This is a genomic window from Psychrobacter maritimus, assembly GCF_904846345.1.
Taxonomy (GTDB): Bacteria; Pseudomonadota; Gammaproteobacteria; order Pseudomonadales; family Moraxellaceae; genus Psychrobacter; species Psychrobacter maritimus.
The window spans coordinates 16,836-36,635 of record NZ_CAJHAJ010000012.1; the positions used below are offsets into that span (position 1 = coordinate 16,836).

The window sequence follows — 19,800 nt, forward strand, 5'->3', positions numbered from 1 at the left end:
GCTTTTTTATCTATCTTTTTCCAATTGTCAGTTAATGCTAGCTTTTAGCTTGTTTTAATAGCTACCCGTATTTAGCTCGTAACCCACAGCCATTATTCAGCTATTCATGCAGCCACTAACTCTTGGGTGCTGATGACCTCACGTACAAAGCTAGAAAAACCATTAATAATATGACGCGTCTCTTGTCCAAGCCCTTGATGGACGCTCATAAAATGGATAAATCCATGCGGTGCGCCATAGACAGTATAGGTTTTGACCGCAACACCATGGCTTTCTAACTGCTTAGCATAAGCAAAAGCTTCATCACGCAAAACATCTAATTCGGCCGCGACGATATAAGTAGGGCAGATATGGCTATTGTCACCGAGCATAGGTGAGGTCAAGATATGCTGGCGCGGTAACGGGCTGTTTTCCAAACACGCGGCGTCGAATACCGCCACATCGGCATGATCTAATAGTAAACCCTCGCCATATAACTCCCAGCTAGGATAATCATTTTCAACATCCGTCACAGGATACAGAGGTATTTGCGCCATTGGCGATGGCACGCGCTGCAATATCTCAAAAGTTTTTTGCCCATTAATGCCCAAATCTTGCCATGCTTCTGCCGTTGGGGTGATGACTTGTTGAGCAACCATGGTTGATAGCCCGCCGCCCGCACTATCACCTGCCAGTACAATACGCGAAGGCAAAGCGCCAAATGCTTGGCAATTTTCAGCCAACCATCCATAAGCAGCAATACAATCTCGTAGCGCTGTCGGTGCAGGATATTCAGGTGCTAGACGATAATCAACACTAACCACCGGCCAGCCCGTTTGCTCACAGACGGCATGACAGAATTCATGATGGGTGTCGACATCACCGATACAAAATCCGCCACCATGAAAAAACAGCATCACGGTTTCATCAGGATTACGTTTCGGTTTCTTTTTAAAGCCAAAGCCTGTTGCACTTACTTGTTTTTGATAGCAACGAATGGTCATGTCACCATCATCAGCATTGGCAATGGTTTTGTCTTCCCACTCTACGGTAGGGCCATCTTTTTTGGTAAAGGGTTTAATACTGCTAAATAAGGTAGAGCTTGGCTGTTGCCAAACGTTTGGCGCTTGCATCGCAACGACGTCGGTCGCAAAGCGTTTGCGCAATTCGACCATGTCTACAAGGTGTAATGGCGTTTTAAGCTTGCTATTGACTGCAAGGATTAAGCGTAAATGGGCATCAACGTGTTCGTATTGCTTAGCGGTCGGTCCATCCAAATAGCCGACCAAGCTTTCTAATACTGACTCTGGTAAGCAGCCGATGCCTTTCATAGCGTAATGCAGTAGGTGCGGCTGATAGCTGGTCATTAGGTTATGATAAAGCACCTTATCTTTGATGGATAATGGCTTATCATCAGCGCTGGTTGCAATCTCTGCATTCTTTATTGGCAAAGTCGGTAAGTTTTCTGGTTTACGACTTTTTAATGAGCTACTTGATGCACTATCACATAAACTTTCAGGCTTTTCTTGAGCCAAAGCGGTTAGGTTAAGTGACCTCATTGCTTTATTAAGTAAGGTGTTGATTGATAATACTGTTGAATTAGGCATAACACCTCCTATAAATGATAGATAATATTTGCAGCCATCATATGATAAGTGGAAATAAAGTTGAGTATTCTTTGGTAATGGTTTAGGAGTGAATAGTAATTTATTTGGAATAACTGACGGTGTTCTGTTGGTTTTGTTAGCGAAATTAACCACTTATTGACAATAAGCGTAAAGGCAATGCGGTAATTTTAGGGCATAGTTGATAAGTATTATCCCAACATTAATGGATATCGAGAAAAATTCCTCAGATTAGGCTTGAAATTTGCCCTCATCACCTTTATCAAGCAGCTATCAGAAGAGGTTAAAAAAGCGATTGCTAAAAATCCGTGATTGATAAAAAAGTGAGTGATAACGGCTAGATGATTGTTAAAAGCCGATAAACCTATTAAGTAAGCAATGGAGAAGAACACAGTTTGGCTAGCTAGTCAGTAGCCGCTTTATTGCGTTTTTCAATCCATCATTATTATGTTAACAACCCCATTAATAATTATATCCCTATTAAGGAGCTATCATGAGCGAGCAGAATAATAACCACGAATCTAATGAGCAAAATATGTCACATGACAACGTCTCACACGACAACGTTTCGCACGATAATGTCGAACACGACGACAGTATTTTAAATGAAACCTTGCAAGAATTTGATCCACAAAATAATTCAGGTGCAGAGAGCACGATTGCAAACGATATCGATTTAGATACGTTTAAAGCGCGTATCGCTGAGCTAGAAAGCGAAGTCAAGCAAGCCAAAGAAGGCACCGCTCGCGCCAATGCCGAAGCGTATAACGCGCAAAAACGCATGGAGCAAGAAGCCGATAAAAGCAAAAGATTTGCGCTGCAGAAATTCGCCAAAGAGCTATTAGAAGTAGTCGATAATTTAGAGCGCGCTATCGAAAACGCTCATGCAGATGACCCTGTTACCGAAGGGGTAAGATTGACTCATAAAGCGTTGTTAGACGTGTTGAATAAAAATGGCGTTGAAGTCGTCGAGCCTCAAGGCGAGAAATTTAACGCTGATTTGCATGAAGCGGTCGGTATCGATGCCGATGCGCCAGCCGATACAGTAGGTACGGTCTTGCAAAAAGGCTATAGCTTAAACGGTCGTCTGTTGCGCCCAGCGATGGTACGCGTTGGTCAGTAGCAATCAAATATAGAAGGTTTAAGGTGTTAGTATTTAAAAAATAAGTCTTTAATTGTGCTAAACCCTATTATTAATGGGGTTTTACACAAAAAATCACACAAAAGGCAATATTTAGCTGTGGATTGACTTGAAAAAACGAAGCCTTAAACCGATATAAAGCAACAAGTGACCGATTAGATGTCGATAGTTTTCATAATCTAGGGTCTGATGATATAGATATTTTTATTTAAAAATAAATTAGGAGCAATTAATTATGGGTAAAGTAATTGGTATTGATTTAGGTACAACTAACTCATGTGTGGCAGTGATGGAAGGTGATAAAGTTAAAATCATCGAAAACGCTGAAGGTACACGTACCACGCCATCGATTGTCGCTTATAAAGATGACGAGATCCTTGTTGGTCAGTCAGCGAAGCGTCAAGCGGTCACCAACCCAAACAACACCCTATTTGCCATTAAGCGTCTGATTGGTCGTCGTTTTGATGATAAAGTCGTGCAAAAAGACATCGGTATGGTGCCTTATAAAATCGCCAAAGCTGATAACGGTGATGCGTGGGTAGAAATCAACGGTAAAAAATTAGCGCCACCACAGGTTTCTGCTGAAATCTTGAAAAAAATGAAAAAAACAGCCGAAGACTATCTTGGTGAAGCAGTTACCGAAGCCGTTGTTACTGTCCCAGCTTACTTTAATGACTCACAGCGTCAAGCAACCAAAGACGCCGGTAAAATTGCGGGTCTTGATGTAAAACGTATTATCAACGAGCCAACCGCTGCAGCACTTGCTTATGGTATGGATAAAAAGCAAGGCGATAGCACCGTTGCTGTATATGACTTGGGTGGTGGTACTTTTGACGTATCAATCATCGAAATCGCTGATGTCGATGGCGAACAGCAATTTGAAGTACTAGCAACCAACGGTGATACATTCCTTGGTGGTGAAGACTTTGACTCAGCGCTAATTGACTTTTTAGTAGCCGAATTCAAAAAAGACCAAGACGTCAACCTAAAAGGTGACTCTCTTGCGATGCAGCGTCTCAAAGAAGCGGCAGAAAAAGCGAAAATTGAGCTATCAAGTGCCCAAAGCACGGAAGTGAACTTGCCATATATCACTGCCGATAGCAGTGGTCCTAAGCATTTGGTTGTCACTATCAGCCGCTCAAAACTTGAGAGCTTAACGGAAGAATTGGTACAACGTACCATGGGTCCTTGTAAAACAGCTCTAGAAGATGCTGGTCTAAAAATCGGCGATGTCGATGACGTTATCTTGGTAGGTGGTCAGACTCGTATGCCTCTGGTACAGCAAAAAGTACAAGAGTTCTTCGGTCAAGAGCCACGTAAAGACGTTAACCCTGACGAAGCAGTTGCCGCTGGTGCTGCGATTCAAGGTGCGGTATTGTCTGGTGACAAAACTGACGTCCTATTGCTTGACGTAACGCCATTGACGCTAGGTATCGAAACAATGGGCGGTGTTATGACGCCAATCATTGAGAAAAATACCATGATTCCGACTAAGAAATCACAGGTATTCTCAACGGCAGAAGACAACCAACCAGCAGTCACCATTCAGGTTTATCAAGGTGAGCGTAAAATCGCTAACCAAAATAAACAGCTTGGCCGTTTTGACTTGACCGATATTCCACCAGCACCACGTGGTCTACCACAAATCGAAGTGACTTTTGACATCAACGCTGACGGTATCATGAATATCTCAGCGAAAGATAAAGGTACTGGTAAAGCACAAAGTATCCAAATTAAAGCGGATTCTGGTTTGTCGGACGAAGAAGTCGAACAAATGGTGCGTGATGCCGAAGCGAACGCTGCTGAAGACGAGAAATTCGCTAACTTAGCACAAGTTCGTAACGAAGCAGATGGTCGTATCCATGCGGTACAAAAAGCACTGAAAGACGCCGAAGATAAAGTGACTGAAGATGAAAAATCAACAGTAGAAACGGCTATCTCTGAGCTTGAAGCAGCTGCTAAAGAAGACGATCATGACGAAATCAAAACCAAGCTTGAAGCGTTAGACAATGCCTTCTTGCCAGTTAGCCAAAAGATTTATGCAGATAGTGGTGCAGGCGCAGAAGGTATGGATCCAAACCAGTTCCAACAAGGTGCGGATAATGCTGGCAACAGCAGCCAAGCTGATGACGACGTCGTCGATGCTGAGTTTACTGAAGTAGACGAAGACAAAAAATAAGCCATATTAAGAGCTAAAACTGACGTCTGATTTATCATAAAGAACGCACCTTTCGAGGTGCGTTCTTTTATTTTGCAAACTTAGCTCGGGCTAATGAGTAGGAAGTATTACCCAAAACTGATGGTTGTAACAAAAGATTTCATATATCAGCCTTTGTAACCCGAGTGCTGACAAACACTTGCAAAACTTAACTTTCTTACCATTAAACACTGACAGAGTCTTTGACATAGTTTGTTACTATGTATACATCGTTAGCAAACAAGGCGATATGGCTAAAAAAGCCCACATAAATAAATAACTTGTTTGTCCAAATTGATTTTAAGGAGCTACATATGAAAACTCTACAAAAAACTCTACTTGCACTAGCCGCTGGTTCTTTAGTAAGCATGGGTGCGCAAGCAGCTGTATCTTATGGTAACGGCTATACTGGTCAACCATACGTCGGCGTAAAAGTTGGTCAATTTGACTTAGACGTAGACGGTGCTGATAAGCCAACAGCTTATGGCGTATACGGCGGTTATAACTTTGATCCTAACTTCGGTATTGAAGCTGAATACGTAGGTTCAGATGACGCTGATTACTATAACGGTGATATCGACGCTAAGTCTTATGGCGCATACGGTACTTATCGCTATCAGTTCCCTAACACTGGTTTATATGCCAAAGGTAAGTTAGGTGTGGCTAAAACTAAGGTAGAAGGTAACTATTTAAGTAGTAATAGCAGTCGTAACACCTACTCAGATAGCGATACTAGTCTAGCTGGTGGTGTAGGTCTTGGATATTCAGTGAACCCTAACTTCAGCGTTGAAGCTGAGTATGACAAATTAGGTAGTGATGCTGATCTTATGACCGTTGGTGCACAACTTAAATTCTAATTATTTGAATCTTAAGTTCTTTAATTAGCAATAGCTTGAATAGTTAGTAAAATAAAAAACGATCACTTCGGTGGTCGTTTTTTTATGCGAAAAGAAAAAGTGCTGTAAGCGTCATTAAAAAAACGAGCATTACTAAAATTGTTCTGTTAGTATTGCGCGTTCAACAATAGTCTAACTAATTTGTACGCCTTGTAATACCCATCCAGACTGCATTTTAGTTTATTTAACAGGAACATATATGAATACTTTACAAAAAGCTTTGATCGCATTATCAGTTGGTTCTTTACTGAGTGTGAGTGCTCAAGCAGCAGTTAATTATGCAGGTCAGCCGTATGTTGGTGTTAAAGTTGGTAAGTTTCTGGTAGATACTGATGGTTTAGATGATCCTACTGCTTACGGTATTTATGCGGGTTATAACTTTGATCCTAACTTTGGTGCCGAAATTGAGTATGTAGGCTCTAGTGACACTGATATTGAGACGGGTGTTAGGGGTGTTAATGCTGAATACAACCTTAAAACTTATGGCGCCTACGGCACCTACCGTTATCAATTCCCTAATACTGGTCTATACGCTAAAGGTAAACTGGGATTTGCTAAAGCTGAGATTGATGTTTCTGCCAGCAATGTTTTAGGAGGCTCTGTTAACGAAAGTGATAGCGACAGCGGTCTTGCTGGTGGTATCGGTTTAGGTTATAACTTTAACCCTAACATGAGCCTTGAAGCTGAATATGACTATGTTGCTGAAGATATTGCGCTATTAACTGTTGGTGCACATTTCAAATTCTAGTATGAGTTTAGAGTTTGAGATTTTTAAAGTTAAATCAGTTAAATAAATAAAAAACGATCACTTCGGTGGTCGTTTTTTTATGCGTATAACTTTTAAGGCGCTGTTTGATAACAAAATGTGCTACATTGAAAGCTAGATTGGCAAGAATAGGGAATATGACAATAATGGAAATGCTTTGGATGATTCAACCTTGGCACTGGCTCGTATTAGGCTTTGTGCTGCTGATCGTCGAGATGTTTGTGCCGACGTTTGCCAGCCTTTGGTTTGGGGCAGCCGCTATTATCGTTGCCGCCCTCTTATGGTTAATACCTATCCCTGTCTCCGTCCAAATCATTATTTGGTTGGTACTTTCGGCTATCTTTTTAGTAGCGTGGTTTAAATTTATCAAACCCTTGTCTGTCGATCGCACCAAAGCGGGATTGGGCGGCAGTGTGATTATCGGTGAGACTGGTATGATTATCGTCGCGCCGCAACCTGAGAGAGCTGGTATGGTACGTTTTAGCGTGCCTATCGTTGGTGCTGCTGAGTGGATGTGCCGTACCAGAGGCGAGCAAGTAGCGGTTGGTGATCGGGTGATAGTGACAGATATCGTCGGTAATGAGCTGATTGTCAGTACGATGACCTCGCAAGCGGTCATTAATAAAAATAGTTAAGCAGAATAATAGGGGTGGAACATGGAAAGTTTTAGTATTGTGATGGTGGTATTGATTGCATTGGTGGTATTTACAGTGTTTAAAGGGGTGCGCATTGTCCCACAAGGGTATAAGTGGGTGGTGCAGAGACTGGGTAAATATAGCCAAACCTTAGAGCCGGGACTCAATATTATTATTCCTTATGTTGATAATGTCGCTTATAAAGTCACAACCAAAGACATCGTGCTTGATATTCCCTCACAAGAAGTTATTACCCGAGATAACGTGGTAATTATCGCCAACGCTGTTGCTTATATTAATATTGTCCGTCCTGATAAAGCCGTTTATGGTATCGAGGATTATGAATACGGTATTCGTAATTTGGTACAGACGTCTTTGCGCTCAATCATTGGTGAGATGGATTTGGACAGCGCTTTATCAAGCCGTGATGAAATCAAAACTAAGCTAAAACACGCCATCTCAGAAGATATTGCTGATTGGGGTATTACCCTGAAAACGGTAGAAATCCAAGATATTAACCCTTCGCAGACCATGCAAGCGTCAATGGAAGAACAAGCGGCGGCAGAGCGTTTACGTCGTGCGACCGTGACCCGTGCTGATGGTCAAAAGCAAGCGGCTATCTTAGAGGCTGATGGTCGTTTGGAAGCCTCACGCCGTGATGCTGAAGCGCAAGTGGTATTGGCGAAAGGTTCAGAAGAGTCTATTCGCCTTATTACGGCGGCGATGGGCAAAGAAGAAATGCCGATTGTGTACCTATTGGGTGAGCAATATATTAAGTCGATTCGCCAGTTAGCAGAATCGGATAACGCAAAAATGGTGGTATTACCCGCTGATATTTTAAGCACTATTAAAGGCATGGTTGGCGATAAGCTTAAGGTTTAATCAAACATGTTTTAAGCTGTTATAGAAGTAACTCTTAAAAGTAGCCAACGAGTAAAAATAGTCAGTGAGCGTTTTACGTGCTGGCTATTTTTTTAACTTTAATTTGTCCGTAATCATGTCAGTGATTTTTTAGCGTACGATATTTTTGTTGTTTAATAATAAAAATACGCCTATAAAATAAATGTATAAGGAAAATAATAATGACCACGAAAGATATAAATGCTGTAATTATTGCTATAAATGAATTTGCGCAAGGTAGCCCATTGCCTTATACCGTACTTGATGCGACGCATATTAATGCCGCTTATCCTGAGCAGAAAGTAGAGATTCGTGGCGGCGGCTACGGTTCAGATGCGGCGGCACATCCAACCAATGCCAATCAATTTTATGCCCTTACCGATCGTGGTCCTAATGCCGATTTTGATGGGATTGCTGGTAAGGGTAAGCAGTTTCTTGTGCCAAATTATACGCCGTCTATTGGGTTGTTTGAATTGCAAGCTGGCGGCAAAATTATCAAAGTAAAAGAGCTGCTGCTGAAAGACAGGCAAGGCAATCCCATCTCTGGGTTACCGAATCCAAAGGCACTGGGCGGCACCAATGAAGTACCTTATGACGTCAATGGTCAGCCGATGACCGTTAACCCAAATTTACCTTTTGATGCGGTGACCAATCCGATTAAAACCGATATCAATGGTTTAGATCCTGAAGGGCTAGCGGCGCTGCAAGATGGTAGTTTTTGGGTCAGTGATGAATATGGCCCACACCTTGTGCATTATGATGCCAATGGGATAGAGATAGCCCGTATCAATGCTTTTGCCAATGATGAGCGTAATAATGTAATTATCAATGGTAAGCAGGTTCTGTTACCGACAGAATTTACCAAGCGTCGTGCCAATCGTGGTATGGAAGCATTGACGATGACGCCAGACCAAACAACACTGGTCGGTATCATGGAGTCCTCTATGGACAATCCTGATAAGTCAGGGCGTTTGTCTTCTTTGGTGCGTATGGTGACGATCAATTTGGTTTCGGGACAAATAGCCCAGTATCTATATCGATTAGATAAAGCGGAGCACGTGACTTCTGGCATCGCGGCCTTAAGTAGTCATGAGTTTTATCTGATTGAACATGATCGCAAGTTCCCGCTACAAGATAAGTCAGCGCAAAAACTAATCTACAAAATAGATATCGCGCAAGCAACAGATATCGAAACTATTTTAAATGATGAGAATGTTAAGCAAGATGAAACGCTTGGCTTGCTAGTCAATGGACAAACGCTTGAGCAGTTGATTGCAGTAGACGAAAAAAACTGGCAAATGCTTGAAAACATAAACATTACGCCTGTTAAAAAAGCCTTGGTTGTCGATGTGTTAGCTACTTTAGATTATCCGCATGATAAGCTTGAAGGCTTATGGTTACGGCAAGATGGCTCATTAGGTTTGCTTAATGATGATGATTTTGCCATGACTGATTCAGAGGTCATCAACCCAAAAAGCACGGTTGAGCAAAAGTATCTCGATAAAGATAAAACCATTGAAGATGCCAATCGCTTATATATCGTCATGCCGACTGAATAGAGTAGCGTGATTTTTCGTAACTATTTATTCTTAACTATTTATTCTTACTACAGACAATAAAAAAGACCTCATACAAGTGAGGTCTTTTTTATTGTTAAATATTGACTCAGTGTATTTTAGATAACCTTGGAGAAGCGGTTTTTATGTTTTTTCTCAAGGTATTCATCAAATACCATAGCGACGTTGCGACCTAATAGACGACCTCTAGGTAATACGCGAATACCAGCAGCATCCATATCAATCAAGCGATCCTGTTGCATCTCACCCAACTGTTGGATTTCATCGATAAAGTAGGTAATAGCGTCGATACCAAATTTCTGATTGATATCTCGAAAATCCATATAGTCGTGACAGAGTAAATTCATAATCACGTATTCACGTAAGCGATCTTTAATCGAGGTTTTAATCACATTGACCGCGGGCATGACGGTTGGATTATTACGTGCTGCGTCGATATTATCTTTATATACCTGCAAATCGGTGTGGTTTTGTAAGATATAGCTGCTATTAGCATTAGAGATTTGACTGATTGACGACACCCCAAAGCCCAATAAATCACAATCGCCCATGATGGTATAACCCTGAAAATTGCGATGTAATTTGCCTTCGCGCTGGGCGATGGCAAGCTCATCATCAGGTTTGGCAAAATGGTCAATACCAATATATTGATAACCGGCTTCGGTTAAGGTATTGATGGTATTGCCAAGCATCGTAAGCTTGGCGGCTGGCGTCGGTAAGTCCGCTTCTTTAATCTGGCGTTGAGATTTAAAACGCTCAGGCAGATGGGCATAGTTAAATACCGATAAGCGATCGGGCGCCATTTCAATAATGCGGCGTACCGTTGTATCCAAAGTTTTAGGCGTTTGATGCGGTAAGCCGTAAATCAGGTCGACGTTGATAGAATGGAAGCCCAACGCGCGCGCTTCAGTAAGCACATTTTCAATAAGTTCAGCAGAATTTATACGGTTGACGGCAATTTGTACTTTTTCATCTAAGTCTTGTACGCCCAAACTTACGCGGTTAAAACCCAAGTTACGTAGTACTTTTAATGTCTCGTCACCCAGCTCGCGCGGGTCGATTTCAATAGAGTAATCGCCTTGGTCTTCTGGCAAAAATTCAAACTGGGTCTGCAAAAATTCCCACAGTTGTACCAACTCATTATCTTGTAAAAAGGTTGGCGTACCACCACCGAAATGCAGCTGTTTGACCAGTGGTTTTTTGCCGTCTTCTGGTGTTTGTAATAAGCTACGTTTATGCTTAATTTCCGCCATCAAATATTCTAAATAATCACCGGCATCGCTATTTTTTTTGGTGATGATTTTATTACAAGCACAGTAATAGCAAAGATGCCGACAAAACGGAATATGAAAATACAGCGATAAGGGCGCATGGGCTTCGCGCTCTTGTAGAATTTTGCTCTCGAGTCCTGCTGGCATCGGTGAGAATTCTAAAGCGGTCGGGTAGGAGGTATAGCGCGGCCCAGAACGATTGTATTTATTAATAATCTCTTCATCGAATGCTGGCAGCTGCTTACTGGTGATGCTGCCACGGGTACTGGCATACGGATTGTCCGGCTGCGTCACAGGGCGTACCGTGGTCGGCTGCTCGCTAGCATGAGCGAAAGACGTTTGGTCGCTATTGATATCGGATGGTTCTGACATGCGAGATTCCTCGGTTTAACTGTATAAATCGCCATTTAAGTAATAAGCAGTATAACAAATCATTGGTTATAGTGGCATGGATGGCAAGTTTTCGTATATACCCATAAAGTTGTATTGCTATCTGGAATAAAAAAAGACCTCAGGATTGGCCTAAAGTCTTTTTTATAACTATTAATGATTTGGCTATGACTCTTCCCTTAATTTAATCACTTCACCAACGGCTTTTTGGGAGATTTCGCTACTGCTGAAAGGCAGACGAATCCACTCTTTAGCTGAATAACGACGCGTCTGATCGCGATGATAAGGGCGCGTACTATCCCCTGCTTGTGAATAGGCAAGCAGCGCCTCTACGACAGGACCTTTAGCATCAAAAGTCACCGCTTGCATGTAGGTTGGCCCATTGGTCACTGGACCATAAGTGCCATCGCTGTTTTGACTTGAGCTTGCGACATTGAAGACGCCTTCAGGACCATAACCACCATGCATAGGAATTTTCTCACCATTTTTGCCTGCATCAATAACGAATTGCAAGCTGCCTAACGGGGCATCAAGCGCGATATCTTTACTGTTAAAGTAAGCAATTGAGTCACCTAATGCTCTACGCGTGTTCTCATTAATGATTAGATCACGCGGCGTATTAATAGGGTCAGCCTCATTAAAAGGGGTTTCGAATCCTGCATTAGTAAGTCCACTAACACGAAGGTTGGTCCAAAATTTTCTAAAGACATGAGCGCCTTTGCTATCAAGATTATTACGACGATCCCAAGTAGCTAAGACATTACATGCTTGAGTGGCATCGATAGTACTACCGCCAGTCAGAGGTAATATAGGAAGTTCTTTACAATTATCTATTACATCATTGAGTACCAGTTCAGCCGCATAACTACGATTACCATAGACAACTTCTTTCATATTTTTTATGTTAAAAGTAGTACCACCTAAACCATCTTTATTATCTAATCGATCCAAGATTTGCGTAAACGCCATGCGAGTTCGCAATGACAATGGAGTAGCTTCAGGAGTTGATACTCCAGCGAAAGATACTAAATTACGTTGTAGTAGTGGTGAGAATCCAGTTAATGGTTGTTCTGCATTACTGAGCCAATAACTGTCGTTAGAATTAAGGGCATAATCATCACGTATTATGAATGGTAAGTTTGAACCACCAAAAATCCCCGCTTGCGGTGAGTCAGCATCATTCCCCCATTCACAGGCAGCAGTACTACCATTAAGTGCAGGTAAGTCTGAGGCAATCAGGAGAGGAAGAGCAGCTCCAGCGTTAGCACTACAAGCTGCTAACTTTTCTCTAGTGACATTAGGTACGGTTGAAATATCAGCATAAAGCGCTTTACCGTTACGATCAGTAGCAATGGTATTGACAAACCCTAGGCCTAGAATGTTTTGCATTCTATCGACGAGATCCTCAACGCTAGTGGCCATATTCATACTGCGCCACTGATTAAGTGCTCTTGGATTTTCAGAAGCCGCGTCACGGATAGTATAAACGACGTTATTAGCATCACCCCATGCTGGTAAATTAGGATTAAGTAGTTTAGCGTTTAAGATTGGTCCATATTGTGAAACATATATGTTTCGAGTCATTGTTTGATTGTTTGGCATCTTAATAGTGACTGGAACCGTTTCAATGTCACGTTGTTCAACCATGCCTGCGCTGTTGACATAGTTGTATTTAAAAGGATTACCCTTGACTAGACTAAGCTGATAAAGCGTAAAGCGCTTAGCAGTTGATACCGTATGGCTCCAAGCGACGTCTTTATTAAAGCCGATATTGATAAAAGGTTGCCCTTGCTGAGCCGAACCCATCACGTCAAGCTCACCTGGTATTGTGGTATGAAACTCATAAAAACGCTGTACGCCTTCCCATGGTTCATGCGGATTGCCATACATCACGCCACTATCAGTACCTGTTACTTCACTACCAAAGGCATAAGCGTTACTACCGCCATCTAATACATTGATAGTCGTCATGTCGAATTCTTCATCCGACTCTGCTATAGGTTCAGGGCTACTCATTCTAGAGCTACCCATGACGATACCTGACACTGGAGGAGCTGTGTCTACGATTTGTCTGACGAAGTTAGAGAGTCCACCACGTAAGTTGGCTTTGCCATAAACCGTCAACAAATCATCTAGCGTGATCTCACGTACCCATTCCGCATTGGCACAAGCAGGATCGATATTAGCCGTACCTGTATCACGTAGATAACGGCTAAAGCCTGCAGCATAGCCTGTGACCGCATCGATAGTTTCAGGGTCTTGCGCTGCTAGAAATTCAGCACGCCTAGCGGGAGTGTTATACCATGTGTAAAAAACGTCGCTTCCTTCGTTACCTTGAGCACCTAAATAAAGCACGCTTTCACCTCTAGCAACGACAACTTCACGCGCTAGCGAACAAAAATTATCTTCGGCAAAGGCATAACCTACACCGTAGCCCAAGCCTTTATAGTCTTTAGCGGTGATATGCGGGATACCAAACTCAGTGCGCTGGATATCCACTGCATAGGTGTCATTAGTATTTCCATTGCTACTAAAATTGTCACTATCCGAACAACCAGGCAATCCCAACGAGACTGCCGCCGTTAATAGCGTAAGTGTGTACACACGCCGATTAAGCACTTTGATGCTCATAAGCTTACCCATCCATGGTTAATTGGTATTATTTAAAGCTGGAGCAGAAAATCATTCAACATGCTTTAAACGATCAATAAATTCCTTTTATTGCTCATGCTTTTTTATTGTTTAGGTTTATTAATCGTCAGGCTTTTCAATGGTTAATCGTGATGTCAGTTAAAACATCAAAATGTACTTAAAACCTATAGAAATTTGATGAATAAGGTAAACAAAAAGCATTTCCCAATCATATAACAATTTCAAACGTCTACGCTAGTGAATAAACCAAATAAATAAAAACACGACATTTGCGCACTGATTAATAATACTCTATTATCGATAAATATCTATATTAGGAAACGCTCATGTCGTTTGCCCAAGTCTATACGCGCTCAGTCGTCGGACTGCATGCCCCGCAAGTGATTATCGAGGTGCATTTATCACAAGGCTTGCCAGCGCTGACCATTGTCGGTTTGCCTGCTGCTGCCGTACGTGAAAGTAAAGATAGGGTGCGCTCGGCGATTTTGAATTCGGGATTTCAATTCCCTAATCGCCGTCTGACGATTAATTTAGCACCAGCAGACTTACCAAAAGATGGCGCAAGGCTAGATTTGCCTATTGCCATCGGTATTTTAGCGGCAAGCGGGCAACTTGAGCCAGAAGTACTGTCAGGGTTTGAGTTTATCGGCGAGTTGGCGCTCAATGGCGAGCTGCGGCAGGTAAGTGGTAGCTTGGCGGTCGCACGGGCAATGAAAGCAGAGTCACTAGTGGCAAAGTCTGCAACAGCTGACGAACAAGAGCCGCGCCAGTTACAGCAATTACGTCAATTAATAGTACCGATTGATAATGGCGCGGAAGCCAGCCGTGTTGAAGGCGTCGAGATATTAGGCGCTCAAAGCCTAAAAGCGGTTTGTGACCACTTACAATCGTTAGCTGACCCAAGCGTAATCACTGAGAGACTGGAGATAGTCACGCCCAGTCCGGCGCAGCAGCATATTGGTTATCAGGTAGATTTGGCGGATGTAAAAGGTCAGCATCATGCTAGGCGGGCGTTAGAGATTGCTGCAGCCGGTGGTCATTCACTGTTGTTTACAGGACCACCCGGTTCCGGCAAGACTTTGATGGCGTCACGCCTACCGACTATCTTGCCTGATTTGAGTGATGAGGATGCATTAGAAGTTGCCAGTACCTATTCAGTAGCAGACAGCGCCTATGATTATGGTACGCGGCCATTTCGCCAAGTTCACCATACTATATCAGCTGTTGCTTTGGTCGGTGGTGGTTCTCGTCCCAAACCTGGTGAGATTACCCTTGCCAATAAGGGCGTATTATTTTTGGACGAATTACCAGAGTTTGACCGTACGGTGTTAGAAGTTTTACGTCAGCCGTTGGAAGCAAAGCAAATCACCATTAGCCGTGCAAACTCACAGCTTACTTTTCCGGCAAATTTTCAACTAGTGGCGGCGATGAATCCTTGTCCGTGTGGCTATGATGGCGACGGATCAGGACGATGTCGCTGCCGACCGGAGCAAATTAAGCGCTATCAAGATAAGCTATCAGGGCCACTGCTTGATCGCATTGATTTGCATATTACCGTGCCCGCACTGCCAATAGCTGATTTGCAAAATGCTCAAGCTGGTGAAACCTCGGCACAAGTGCGAATTCGGGTCGCTGCTGCCCATAAGCAGCAATTAAAACGCCAAAAAAAGGTCAATAACGAGCTGAGTCCCAGCGAGATTGATAAATATATTCAGCTAGGAGAGGGTGAGCAGCAGTTATTACAGCTCGCTCAGCAACGTCTTAATCTATCTGCCCGTGGCTATCATCGTGTACTACGCGTCGCGCGTACCATTGCTGATTTAGCGGATAGTACTGATATTACCAGCGCTCATGTGTCAGAGGCGCTGAGTTATCGTAGTAAATAACTTACTTGAAGTTCAATTATTTATAATCTACTTTTTTTAAAAGGTATTTAACCAATGCCGCAAAATCATCAAATGCTGCAGTAGGGTTGAGTTCGCGAATATCTTGCCCGTAGTTATAACCATAAGACAGTCCAAGCGTATCCATATTGGCGTTTTGTCCGGCTAAGATATCGTTTCTTGAATCGCCAATCATGACCGCTTGTGCTGGAGTTACATTTAACGTCTCACAGACATGCAATAACGGTGCGGGGTTTGGTTTCTTAAGGGGCAGGCTATCTCCGCCCAGTACTTCAGAAAATAGATCCTGCCAACCAAAGGATTGCAGTATTTTAGGGACAAAACGAATCGGTTTATTGGTCACTAATGCCAGCGTATAGCCCGCTGCTTTGAGTCTTTTGAGGCCGCTATCGACATCTGGATAAGCGACGGTTTTGCTACCGCTAATATTTTTATAAGCGTCAAAAAACACCTGCTCGGCGTGATCCGCTGCCTCGACCGTTAATTCACCTTCTAGTACTTCTATTTTACCCACCAACGCGCGTTCGACCAGCATTCTTGAGCCATTACCGACCCAGTTACGTATGGTGCTAATCGGATAGGTCTCTTTACCAAGCGTGGTTAGCATGGCGTTCGTCGCATCAGCCAAATCTGGTACGCTATCAATCAATGTGCCATCAAAGTCAAAAATTAAAAGCTGCTTATCCATTATTTCTCGCCTTTCGGGTTATCACGTCTGTTTCTTACATTCATGTTTTAACCATAGCATAAGAAGCCATTAAAGCGCATGCAAAGCGCGTTTTTGCTCGATTATTTAACCTCTTCATAGCGCTCACGGTGTGCCGCTTTCATCTTTAGATAGGTTTCATTTTTACGGCACTTATCCCATTTTTGTTTAAAAATACGCGCAGATTCTGCTTTGATAGGGTCTTCAATTTGCCGTGGTAATTCTTCGCGTCCATGCGCACCGCTTTGGCCTTTTTTATCATTGGGCACGGGTCCCTTATACTTTTTGCCGCCTTTATGATTGGCATAGCGGCGGGCGCGGGTATAACCCATTTGGATAAATTTGCGCGCCATATCGGCACCGACAAAGTCATCAGCAGCTAAATAATCTAAAAACATCTGATAAATAATTTCGCTACTCTCAAGCGCGATATCAGGCGTCGCAAAGCGCCAGTGCGGCAGGATTTCGGATTTATAAGGCTCGACCAATAACACGCCTTGCTCACCGCGACCGACGCGATACAGCTCAGGCTGCGCGCGTAAGTTTAGGTTTTTATAATCCAAATCATAATCAAACTCTCTCATGGCTTCTACCTCTTGCAGCTAATTGGTTGTTTTAGTATAGAGAGCATTTGCACTTCAAAAACAGCCTAAAAATGTTATGTATTAGTGTGGGTATCAGATGTTATTGATAGGTATCCCTGTAATGTTTATAAAATTTTAAGCATAAAAAAAGCCCCAAACATAAATGTTCGGGGCTTTTTAGAATTCTTAAACGAATGGTGGCTCGAGGCAGGTTCGAACTGCCGACACACGGATTTTCAATCCGTTGCTCTACCGACTGAGCTATCGAGCCGTCTTCGTTGAGGCGCTATTAAACTAAATATCGGCGTTACTGTCAAGTGGTTTTTGCATAATATGCGATAAAAAGGCATAAATAGTCAAATATAAGCCAAATTCAAGCTTTTAACCTCACATTTAATCCTTAACGCGCAGTAGCTCATACTCGCTCATGATACGATGAATATCGGCATCGACTGGGACAAACTCACGGACGCCTTTTTTCACTTCGGCATCATAGACCAGTTTGATAAATTTAGCATCGATAGCGCGACCACGATTTTGGCTATGGACAGTGAGATATTGCAAGCGCTTGGCATCCGTTTGTCCATCATCAAAGCAGGCAACGGCAGCGATAGGCTTGTCATTAAACATACCGACATACAGGGTTTGACCACGCTTAAACCCTTGTTCAACGAGATTTAGTACTTCTGCGCCACTTGGCTGGTTCTCATCGCTGTCATATAAGGCATGCAGGCGCTCGGATAGTTCGTTTTCACGCGCAGGCTTTTTAATCAGTGGCGCATCCAAGCTGTTGATGGCGATCGCTTCTAAAGGCATAATCAGTTCCTATAAATAATCGGTTGCTATAAGGTGATACAGCGTGGCATCGAGTGTAGCATTGTAGAGTCGGTGCGGTTCATGATTGATAATACTGAACTCACTATTTTAGCAGAATGACAGGATTTTGTGCGTGGTTTACTGCTTGGTCGTGGCAGTAAATGCTAGGGTTTGCTATGATGAAGATAGACGATGCTTTTTATGCGAAAAGCTAATACTTTGGCTTTTATGCATAAGCTTTTTGAATAAGCATTGAACCCATTTTTAGCTTAGTTTTTTATATTTTTTATTCATTGTTTTATCATTTGCTTTAGACGCTAGTAAGAATGACTTGGGCGCTTTTTCGCCCTATTTTATTGACCGCTTTTCATTTATAGAGAGTAGCCATGACTGCCAATTCTACGACGACAACCAATACCGCCGATGCAACTGGGCAAAACCAATCTGCCAATCTAAATTTACATGGTCGCCCAGCCCGTACCGCTACCGTTGAGCGTAATACTGCTGAAACGCAAGTCACTTGCACCGTCAATCTTGATGGAACGGGACAAGGAACTGTAGATACTGGCGTGCCATTTCTAGACCATATGATTGATCAAATCAAGCGTCATGGTTTGTTTGACTTAGACATCAAATGTACCGGCGACACCTTTATCGATGATCACCATAGTGTCGAAGATACGGGTATTACGCTTGGGCAAGCATTCAATAAAGCATTGGGCGATAAAAAAGGCATCCGTCGTTACGGGCACTTTTACGCGCCACTCGATGAGTCACTGACGCGCGCGGTTGTTGATTTATCAGGCCGTCCCGGTTTACATATGGACATTCCTTTTACCCGCTCGCATGTTGGTAACTTCGATGTCGATTTATTTAGCGAGTTCTTCTATGGCTTCGTCAACCATTCATGGATGACGGTGCATTTGGATAACCTTAAAGGCAAAAACAGCCATCACCAGATCGAATCTACCTTTAAAGCCTTTGCTCGTGCGCTGCGTATGGCTTGCGAATATGATGAGCGTGCGCTGAATACCTTGCCATCGACCAAAGAGGCTTTTTAGATGAGTCGAGCCACAAAAATAGCATTATTAGATTATGGCATGGGTAATCTGCACTCGGCCAGCAAGGCATTGTCAGCGGTAGGCGCGGAAGTCTCTATTACCAATGACCCAAAAGTGGTCGCGGCGGCTGATAAGATTTTCTTCCCCGGTGTCGGTGCGATGCGCGATTGTATCGCTGGCATGCAGGATGCGGGTATTGACGAGGTCATACGTCAGGCGATATTTAATAAGCCTGTTATGGCCATCTGTGTTGGCATGCAGGCGTTGTTTGAGCAGTCCGCTGAGAATGGTGGTACAAAATGTTTGGGCATCTTAGATGGCAATGTAGAAGCGTTTGACCCGACGTGGAAAGACGAGCAAGGGGCGACCATTAAAGTGCCGCACATGGGCTGGAATACTATTAACGGTATGGATTTTGACCATCCATTGTGGAATGGCATCGAAGACAATGCGCACTTTTACTTTGTGCACAGCTATTATTGCGCGCCTAGCGATAACGCGCAAGTGGCGGCCGTTTGTGATTATGGTCAGCCGTTTTGTGCCAGTATTTTGCAAGACAATTTATTTGCCACCCAATTCCATCCAGAAAAAAGCCACACCGCGGGCTTACAGCTATTAAAGAACTTTGTCGATTGGAATATTTAACCAGTATGCTTTAAATGTTTGACTGGACCGTTTTGATTAAACAGCTTCGATTAAA

At 43.0% G+C, this 19,800-nt stretch carries 16 protein-coding genes and 1 tRNA gene; 10 read left to right on the top strand and 7 right to left on the bottom strand.

Annotated elements, in window-relative coordinates; translation table 11 throughout:
* Positions 1 to 104 precede the first annotated feature (104 nt).
* Positions 105 to 1,586: an alpha/beta hydrolase gene (locus JMX50_RS12170; RefSeq protein ID WP_201629786.1), complete on the bottom strand. Its 1,482-nt coding sequence runs from the start codon at positions 1,584 to 1,586 to the stop codon at positions 105 to 107.
* Between the two features lie 511 nt (positions 1,587 to 2,097).
* On the opposite strand from JMX50_RS12170, the gene grpE reads away from it, so the two are divergent.
* From grpE to JMX50_RS12205, 7 genes are all read left to right on the top strand, one after another.
* The gene (gene grpE / locus JMX50_RS12175) at positions 2,098 to 2,727 is read left to right on the top strand and encodes a nucleotide exchange factor GrpE (protein WP_201629788.1); all 630 of its coding nucleotides are present in this window, start codon (positions 2,098 to 2,100) and stop codon (positions 2,725 to 2,727) included.
* Between the two features lie 253 nt (positions 2,728 to 2,980).
* A complete protein-coding gene (gene dnaK / locus JMX50_RS12180; RefSeq protein ID WP_201629796.1) occupies positions 2,981 to 4,924 on the top strand; it encodes a molecular chaperone DnaK in 1,944 nt (647 codons plus the stop codon).
* A 332-nt stretch (positions 4,925 to 5,256) separates the two neighbouring features.
* The gene (locus JMX50_RS12185) at positions 5,257 to 5,799 is read left to right on the top strand and encodes a porin family protein (protein ID WP_201563866.1); all 543 of its coding nucleotides are present in this window, start codon (positions 5,257 to 5,259) and stop codon (positions 5,797 to 5,799) included.
* Positions 5,800 to 6,037: 238 nt separating this feature from the next.
* A complete protein-coding gene (locus JMX50_RS12190) occupies positions 6,038 to 6,586 on the top strand; it encodes a porin family protein (protein ID WP_201629798.1) in 549 nt (182 codons plus the stop codon).
* A 164-nt stretch (positions 6,587 to 6,750) separates the two neighbouring features.
* Entirely contained in the window at positions 6,751 to 7,239 is a 489-nt protein-coding gene (locus JMX50_RS12195) for an NfeD family protein (protein WP_227671051.1), read from the top strand.
* A gap of 21 nt (positions 7,240 to 7,260) precedes the next feature.
* Complete coding sequence (locus tag JMX50_RS12200) at positions 7,261 to 8,121, top strand: SPFH domain-containing protein (RefSeq protein ID WP_201563875.1); 861 nt, start codon at positions 7,261 to 7,263, stop codon at positions 8,119 to 8,121.
* Between the two features lie 200 nt (positions 8,122 to 8,321).
* On the top strand, positions 8,322 to 9,698 hold the full coding sequence (locus JMX50_RS12205; RefSeq protein WP_201629800.1) for an esterase-like activity of phytase family protein: 1,377 nt from the start codon (positions 8,322 to 8,324) through the stop codon (positions 9,696 to 9,698).
* Between the two features lie 116 nt (positions 9,699 to 9,814).
* Here JMX50_RS12205 and hemN read toward each other — a convergent pair whose 3' ends face one another.
* Positions 9,815 to 11,359, bottom strand: coding sequence for an oxygen-independent coproporphyrinogen III oxidase (gene hemN / locus JMX50_RS12210; RefSeq protein WP_227671053.1), 1,545 nt, complete (start codon positions 11,357 to 11,359; stop codon positions 9,815 to 9,817).
* 183 nt (positions 11,360 to 11,542) lie between these two features.
* Positions 11,543 to 14,008, bottom strand: coding sequence for a penicillin acylase family protein (locus JMX50_RS12215; RefSeq protein ID WP_201629802.1), 2,466 nt, complete (start codon positions 14,006 to 14,008; stop codon positions 11,543 to 11,545).
* A gap of 347 nt (positions 14,009 to 14,355) precedes the next feature.
* Between JMX50_RS12215 and JMX50_RS12220 the strand changes: the two genes are divergently transcribed.
* Positions 14,356 to 15,915 (top strand): YifB family Mg chelatase-like AAA ATPase, encoded by a 1,560-nt coding sequence (locus JMX50_RS12220; RefSeq protein WP_201629804.1) that lies wholly within the window; start codon positions 14,356 to 14,358, stop codon positions 15,913 to 15,915.
* Between the two features lie 16 nt (positions 15,916 to 15,931).
* On the opposite strand, the gene JMX50_RS12225 is transcribed toward JMX50_RS12220, so the two are convergent.
* From JMX50_RS12225 to JMX50_RS12240, 4 genes are all read right to left on the bottom strand, one after another.
* On the bottom strand, positions 15,932 to 16,621 hold the full coding sequence (locus JMX50_RS12225) for a phosphoglycolate phosphatase (protein ID WP_201629806.1): 690 nt from the start codon (positions 16,619 to 16,621) through the stop codon (positions 15,932 to 15,934).
* Between the two features lie 101 nt (positions 16,622 to 16,722).
* Positions 16,723 to 17,223 carry a DUF4385 domain-containing protein gene (locus tag JMX50_RS12230; RefSeq protein WP_201629808.1) on the bottom strand — a complete coding sequence of 167 codons (501 nt, stop codon included), beginning with the start codon at positions 17,221 to 17,223 and terminating at the stop codon, positions 16,723 to 16,725.
* A gap of 195 nt (positions 17,224 to 17,418) precedes the next feature.
* Positions 17,419 to 17,494 (bottom strand) — tRNA-Phe (locus tag JMX50_RS12235).
* 122 nt (positions 17,495 to 17,616) lie between these two features.
* A complete protein-coding gene (locus JMX50_RS12240; RefSeq protein WP_201629809.1) occupies positions 17,617 to 18,039 on the bottom strand; it encodes a hypothetical protein in 423 nt (140 codons plus the stop codon).
* Between the two features lie 386 nt (positions 18,040 to 18,425).
* Between JMX50_RS12240 and hisB the strand changes: the two genes are divergently transcribed.
* Together hisB and hisH are read left to right on the top strand one after the other, a co-directional pair.
* The gene (hisB, locus tag JMX50_RS12245) at positions 18,426 to 19,100 is read left to right on the top strand and encodes an imidazoleglycerol-phosphate dehydratase HisB (protein WP_201620162.1); all 675 of its coding nucleotides are present in this window, start codon (positions 18,426 to 18,428) and stop codon (positions 19,098 to 19,100) included.
* On the top strand, positions 19,101 to 19,745 hold the full coding sequence (gene hisH / locus JMX50_RS12250; RefSeq protein ID WP_201629810.1) for an imidazole glycerol phosphate synthase subunit HisH: 645 nt from the start codon (positions 19,101 to 19,103) through the stop codon (positions 19,743 to 19,745).
* Positions 19,746 to 19,800: the final 55 nt, after the last annotated feature.